Source organism: Cupriavidus sp. 01L46, from assembly GCF_056399905.1.
Genome location: NZ_JBFTSF010000321.1, coordinates 1 through 6,483 on the forward strand (window position 1 = coordinate 1; position 6,483 = coordinate 6,483).

6 protein-coding genes and 1 rRNA gene are annotated in these 6,483 nt (G+C 63.0%); 5 read left to right on the forward strand and 2 right to left on the reverse strand.

Annotated features, from left to right (window positions below; all coding sequences use genetic code 11):
* Window positions 1–88: ribosomal RNA gene (rrf, locus tag AC1DS3_RS32975) — 5S ribosomal RNA — on the forward strand; the annotation flags it as partial.
* A gap of 397 nt (window positions 89–485) precedes the next feature.
* Complete coding sequence (locus tag AC1DS3_RS32980) at window positions 486–1,319, forward strand: DUF3047 domain-containing protein (protein ID WP_477128809.1); 834 nt, start codon at window positions 486–488, stop codon at window positions 1,317–1,319.
* 7 nt (window positions 1,320–1,326) lie between these two features.
* On the opposite strand, the gene AC1DS3_RS32985 is transcribed toward AC1DS3_RS32980, so the two are convergent.
* Complete coding sequence (locus AC1DS3_RS32985) at window positions 1,327–2,520, reverse strand: M20 aminoacylase family protein (RefSeq protein ID WP_441634019.1); 1,194 nt, start codon at window positions 2,518–2,520, stop codon at window positions 1,327–1,329.
* Entirely contained in the window at window positions 2,517–2,798 is a 282-nt protein-coding gene (locus AC1DS3_RS32990; protein ID WP_441634017.1) for a hypothetical protein, read from the reverse strand. The genes AC1DS3_RS32985 and AC1DS3_RS32990 overlap by 4 nt, the downstream gene beginning before the upstream one ends.
* Before the next feature lie 31 nt (window positions 2,799–2,829).
* Here AC1DS3_RS32990 and AC1DS3_RS32995 point away from each other — a divergent pair, with 31 nt between their 5' ends.
* The 3 genes from AC1DS3_RS32995 to AC1DS3_RS33005 form a co-directional block, all read left to right on the forward strand.
* Window positions 2,830–4,416, forward strand: a complete 1,587-nt coding sequence (locus AC1DS3_RS32995; RefSeq protein WP_477109259.1) for an ABC transporter substrate-binding protein — start codon at window positions 2,830–2,832, stop codon at window positions 4,414–4,416.
* A 249-nt stretch (window positions 4,417–4,665) separates the two neighbouring features.
* Window positions 4,666–5,643: an ABC transporter permease gene (locus tag AC1DS3_RS33000; RefSeq protein ID WP_441634013.1), complete on the forward strand. Its 978-nt coding sequence runs from the start codon at window positions 4,666–4,668 to the stop codon at window positions 5,641–5,643.
* A gap of 4 nt (window positions 5,644–5,647) precedes the next feature.
* The coding region (locus AC1DS3_RS33005) for an ABC transporter permease (protein ID WP_477128810.1) at window positions 5,648–6,483 on the forward strand (836 nt) is incomplete at its 3' end.

Sequence of the window (6,483 nt, forward strand, 5' to 3'; positions counted from 1 at the left end):
CACCCCTTCCCATCCCGAACAGGACCGTGAAACGACTCCACGCCGATGATAGTGCGGATACCCGTGTGAAAGTAGGTAATCGCCAGGCTCTCCCTTGAAACCCCCCAGTACGAAAGTACTGGGGGGTTTTGCTTTTGTGGCTGCGGTTTGTGGCTGCGGTTTTGCGCTGCCGCCACACCCGGCATCCCCGCGTCAGGGTACCGGAGCCTTCCTTCCCCCATATCCTTCTGTTACCGTTTGCCTCAAGCCCCGGCTTGGCCCGGCGTGACGCAATTCGATGCATTGACGCAGTTCGAAAGATTGAAAAAAAGTCCGGGCCGGTGCGTGCCAGCAGGCGCGACCAGGTGGTGGCATCCAGGTTTGGGGGATGAATGGCGGCCAGATTTTGCCTGTTGGCGCTGACCAGCGTGGTAGGTGCGCTTGTTTTGACGGGTTGCAGCACACTCGGAACGGCGTCCACGCCCCCGCTGTCGGGGCCGGGCGCCATGGCTGCGCTCTCGTCGAACGACTGCAGCAGCTTTGCCGCGCACATTGAGCAGTTCAGGTTAGCCGAACCGGCGCAGATGCCGGTGTCCACCGAGAGCGTGACAGCGGGCCTGATCGCAACGAGCCAGGATTCAGCGGAAGCCGATCATGCCAGTGGGCCCAGCGAGCCGGAAGAGCACCCCACGCTGAAGCACCTGCCCTTGTTCTCCGCGACGCCAAGCGGGCTTAGCAAGCCGGCAGGCTGGCAGCCCTGGACCGTCAATCGCAACAAAATTCCCACGCGATATACCCTGACAGAAGTCGAGCAACGCATGGTGTTGCATGCCGAAGCTGACAGTTCGGCATCCGGCCTGTACGTACCACTGGTCGGGCGCGAGCCGGGCATGCTGAACTGGACATGGAAGACGCGCGACGTTATCCGTAGCGCTGACAACTCACTGGCCCCGCGCGAAGACTCGCCGCTGCGCATCTTCGTCGCCTTCGATGGCGACAAAGGCAGCCTCTCCCTAAAGGATCAGTTGATGTACGAAATGGCGCGGCTGACAACCGGGCGCGACATGCCCTATGCCACGCTGATGTACATCTGGGGCGGGCGCAAGCCTGAAGGATCCGTGGTGTCGAATCCGCACACCGAACGTGTGCGGATGATCGTGGTCGACTCCGGTACCCGGCATACCGGCGAATGGCGTTGCCACCGGCGCGACCTGCGCGCCGACTATCGCAAGGCCTTCGGGGCCGATCCCGGCAAGGTGGTGGCGATCGGCCTCATGACCGATACCGACAACACCAGGAGCCGCGCCGAAAGCTGGTACGGCGACATCGCGCTGGACTGACGCGCACTCAAGCCGGCGCGAGCCACTTCTCCGCCAGCTTCACGAAGAAGGTCGAGCCGACCGGTAGGATTTCGTCGTTGAAGTCGTAGCTGGGGTTGTGCAGCATGCAGGGACCAAGGCCGTGGCCGGCTTCGCGGTGCACCCCTTCGCCATTGCCGATGAACAGGTAGCAACCGGGCTTTTCCAGCAACATGAAGGAGAAGTCCTCGGCGCCCATGGTCGGCTCGATCTTGCCGTCGACATTGCCCGCGCCCACCAGCTCGCTCGCCACTTCGACGGCGAACGCGGTTTCTGCTGCGCTGTTGACGGTGGGCGGATAGTTGCGGTGAAACTCGAATTCCACGGTGCAATCGAAGGCGCTCGCAACCGCCTTGGAGACTTCTTCCATGCGGCGCTCGATCAGGTCCAGCACCGGCAGCGTGAAGGTGCGCACGGTGCCACCGATCCAGACCTGGTCCGGCACGATATTGGTGGCATCGCCACCATGGAACTGCGTGACCGAGATCACGGCAGCATCGATCGGGCGCTTGTTGCGGGTAATGATGCCCTGCAGCGCGGACACGATCTGCGCCCCTGTGAAAACCGGGTCGTTGCCGTTGTGCGGCAACGCAGCATGCGCGCCCTTGCCGCGCACGACAATGCGGAATTCATTGCTCGACGCCATCAGCGGGCCGGCGGTGGTGCCGAAGCTGCCGGCCGGCATGCCGGGCCAGTTGTGCATGCCAAACACGGCATCGCACGGGAAGCGCTCGAACAGGCCATCCTTGATCATCTCGCGCGCGCCGCCTCCGCCTTCCTCGGCCGGCTGGAAGATCAGGTTGATGGTGCCATCGAAATTCCGGTGCTCGGCCAGATAGCGTGCCGCACCCAGCAGCATCGCGGTGTGGCCGTCATGGCCGCAGGCATGCATGCGCCCGTCATGCTGAGAGCGGTGGCCGAAGGTGTTGGCCTCCTGCAGCGGCAGGGCATCCATGTCGGCGCGAAGGCCGATGCTGCGCTTGCCGCTGCCATTGCGAATCACGCCGACCAGGCCAGTGGTGCCAAGGCCGCGATGGACCTCGATGCCCCAGGCAGCGAGGTTCTGCGCCACCACGTCGGAAGTTCGTTCCTCCTTGAAGCAAAGCTCCGGATGGGCATGGATGTCGCGTCGGATGCTGCGGATTTCAGGCTGCGCCTGAAGAATTTCGGGGATGAGTGTCATGATGCCAGTTGAGGGCGATGGATACCCCGATCATACGACGCCTTGGTCCAAAGCGCCAAAACAGGCGCCCGGCACGACACTTCCGCCACTTTCACCAGCGCTCCCGCGCGCATCACCGCCAACCAGCGCGGGGGTTTCCCCGCATTGCCCCGCATGGTGCAGTGCTGGAACAGTTCATGCTTGATGTGCTTGCCTGGCAACGTTGTCGCTTGTTGCGTACGTAGCCGCACCAAAATGCGGCGCTTGGCCCGTTTGCCTGCGCTGCCCTTAGTAGTCATTTGCTACATTTCTTCCCTGGAGAATTGCGCGATGTCCCTTCGCACATGCAAGAAGGCATTCGGTGCCATGGTGGTAACCGCGGCCATGAGCTTCGGTTTTGCCAGCCAGGCCCACGCGGTTGATTTCAAGCTGGCCATGAGCTCGCCTCCGACCTCGATGGATCCGCACTTTTACAACCTGTTCTCCAACATCAACGTCTCCGAGCACATGTTCGAGTGCCTGGTGAAGATGGATGCGGACAGCAAGATCATTCCTGGCCTTGCCGAGTCCTGGAAGCTGGTGAACAACCTGACCTGGGAGTTCAAGATCCGCAAGGGCGTGAAGTTCCACGACGGCTCGGAGCTCACCACCGACGATATCGTCTGGTCACTTGAGCGTCCGTCCACCATCCAGAACAGCCCGGGCAAGTTCGACGTCTACACCAAGGCGATCATCAACAAGAAGGTGATCGACAAGTACACCATCCAGCTCACCACCAACACGCCGTACCCGCTGATGCTGAACGACCTGACGTCGATCTTCATCGTGCAGAAGAAGGCCACGCAGGGCCTGACCTCGGACGACTTCGCGCAAGGCAAGGGCATGATCGGCACCGGCCCCTTCAAGTTCGTCAGCTACGCGCGCGACGACCGGGTCGAACTGATGAAGAACCCCGACTACTGGGGCCCCAAGCCCGCCTGGGACAAGGTGACGCTGCGCTTCATCCCGAACCCGGCCACCCGCATGGCGGCGTTGCTGTCCGGGGACGTGCAGGCCATCGAGAACGTGCCGACGCCGGACCTGCCGCAGGTGCGCAAGGATCCGAAGCTGTCCTTCTTCTCCAAGATCTCGCACCGCGTGATCTACCTGTACACCGATGACAAGAAAGACAAGTCGCCTTTTGTCACCACCAAGGAAGGCGCGCCGATGGACAAGAATCCGCTGAAGGATGCGCGCGTGCGCAATGCCATCAGCATGGCCATCAACCGCCAGGGCATCAAGGACCGCCTGATGGAAGGCCTCGCCGAGCCGACCAACAACCTGGTGCCGCCCACGCTGTTCGGCTACAACCCGAACCTGAAGACGGTCAAGTACGACCCGGAAGGCGCCAAGAAGCTGCTGGCCGAGGCGGGCTATCCGAACGGTTTCGGCATTACGCTGCACACGCCGAACAACCGCTACGTCAACGACGAGAAGATCGCCCAGACCATCGCGCAGAACCTGACCCGCATCGGCATTGCGACCAAGGTAGAGGGGATGCCGATGGCAACCTATTCTTCCAAGGGTATCAAGCACGAATTCTCGTTCGGCTTGCTGGGCTGGGGCGCGCAAACCGGCGAAGTGAGCTCGCCGCTGCGCGCGCTGCTGGCGTGCGAGGATCCGAAGAAGGGCTTTGGCACGACCAATTGGGGCGAGTACTGCAATCCCAAGATGGACGTAGTGCTGGAAAAGGCGCTGGCCACCGTGGATGACGGCGAGCGTTCCAAGCTGCTGCAGGAAGCTACCGCGATTGCCATCAACGATGGCGGTATCATCCCGATCCACCAGCAGGTGACCACCTGGGCCACCCAGAAGGGCATCACATATGTGCCGCGTACCGACGAACGGACGTACGCGCACAATTTCAAGCCGCAGTGAAGCGAAGGCCTAAGCAGTCTAAGCAGTAGAGGTTAGAGGTGAGGCCGGGGAGCGCGACCACAACGCCGCGCCCCCCGGGCACTAGATCATCTGCAGGTAAAAGCGGGAAGCGTCCGCGGTCTGGGTGGCCGCTTCCCGGCGAATCATCCCCGGACGGTAGCCGGGCCTAGCCACGAGCCGACTGCCGGTGCAGCCAGGCGGCGCCCACAGGCGCCGTGGCCTGTCATCGGCGAAGGAAAGCTTCCGAACATGCTGGTTTTCATTATTCGGCGCCTGATGCAGAGCGTAGTCGTGCTCTTCGTCATGTCGCTATTGGTTTTCCTGGGCGTCTTTGCCATCGGCAACCCGGTCGATATCCTGATCAATCCTCAGGCCGACCAGGAGGACATCAAGCGCACCATCGCGGCGCTCGGGCTCGACAAGCCCCTCTGGGAACAATACTGGATCTTCCTGCGCAACGCGCTGCACGGGGACCTCGGCACCTCGTTCGCGCACGGCACGCCCGCGCTCAAGCTGATCTTCGAGCGCATGCCGGCCACCATGGAGCTGGCCGTGTGCGCCATCCTGCTGGCCGTGCTGCTCGGCATCCCGCTCGGGCTATGGGCGGGCCTGCGTCCCGGCGGCGTGGCCGGCAAGACCATCATGGGCGTTTCCATCCTCGGCTTCTCGCTGCCCACCTTCTGGGTCGGGCTGATGCTGATCATGGTGTTCGCGGTGCAACTGGGCTGGCTGCCGTCCAACGGGCGCGGTGAAACCACCTCGTTGCTCGGCATCCCCGTCAGCTTCATGACGGCGGATGGCCTGCGCCACCTGCTGCTGCCGGCGGTGACGCTGTCGCTGCTCAATATCGCCATGGTGATCCGTCTCACGCGGGCGGGCACGCAGGAAGCGATGCTGATGGACTACGTCAAGTTCGCGCGGGCCAAGGGCCTGTCCAATACCCGCATCGTCGGCGTGCACGTGCTCAAGAACATCATGATTCCGATCGTCACGGTGATCGCGCTGCAGTTCGGCTCGATCATCGCCTTCGCCATCGTGACCGAATCGATCTTCGCCTGGCCCGGCATGGGCAAGCTGATCATCGATTCCATCCAGTTGCTCGACCGGCCGGTTATCGTGGCCTACCTGATGGTGATCGTGACGCTGTTCATCCTGATCAACCTGCTGGTGGACATCATCTACAGCGTGCTCGATCCGCGCGTGCGTATCGCCGACAACAAGGGCTGAGCTCATGACAACCGCAACCGAAACCACCGCGGCCCCGCCGCCGCTAGCCGAGCAGACCCCGCTGCGGCGCTTCGCCAGCCAGTTTTTCTCGAGCAAGATCGCCGTGACCGGCCTGACCTTGCTGATCATCATCCTGCTGATCGCGCTGTTGGCGCCCTGGCTGTCGCCGCAGAACCCGTATGACCTCGCTACGCTCGATGTGCTCGATGCGCGCATGGCCCCGGGCGAGCAGTCCGGCAGTGGCATGACCTTCCTGCTTGGCTCGGACGAGCAGGGCCGCGACATTCTGTCGGCCGTGATGTACGGCCTGCGCATCAGCATCGGCGTGGGCGTGGTCAGCACCGTGATCGCGCTGCTGCTGGGCGCCACGCTCGGCCTGATCGCCGGTTTCCTCGGCGGCCGCGTCGAGGCCATCATCATGCGCGTGGCCGACCTGCAGCTGTCGTTCCCGCCCATCCTGCTGGCGCTGATCCTGCTGGCATTCCTGCGGCCCGGCATCGGCAATATCGTGATCGCGCTGGTGGCGGTGCAGTGGGCTTACTACGCCCGCACCACCCGCAGCGCGGCGCTGGTGGAGCGGCGCAAGGAATATATCGAGGCCGCCACCTGCCTGGGCCTGCCGCCGGGGCGGATCATGTTCCGCCACCTGCTGCCCAACTGCCTGCCGCCGCTGATCGTGATCGCGGCGCTGCAGGTGGCATCCGCCATCACGTTGGAGGCAACGTTGTCCTTCCTCGGCCTGGGCGTGCCCATTACCGAGCCATCGCTGGGCTCGCTGATCGCCAACGGACAGCAATACATGTTGTCCGGCAAGTACTGGATCAGCTTCTTTCCGGGCAT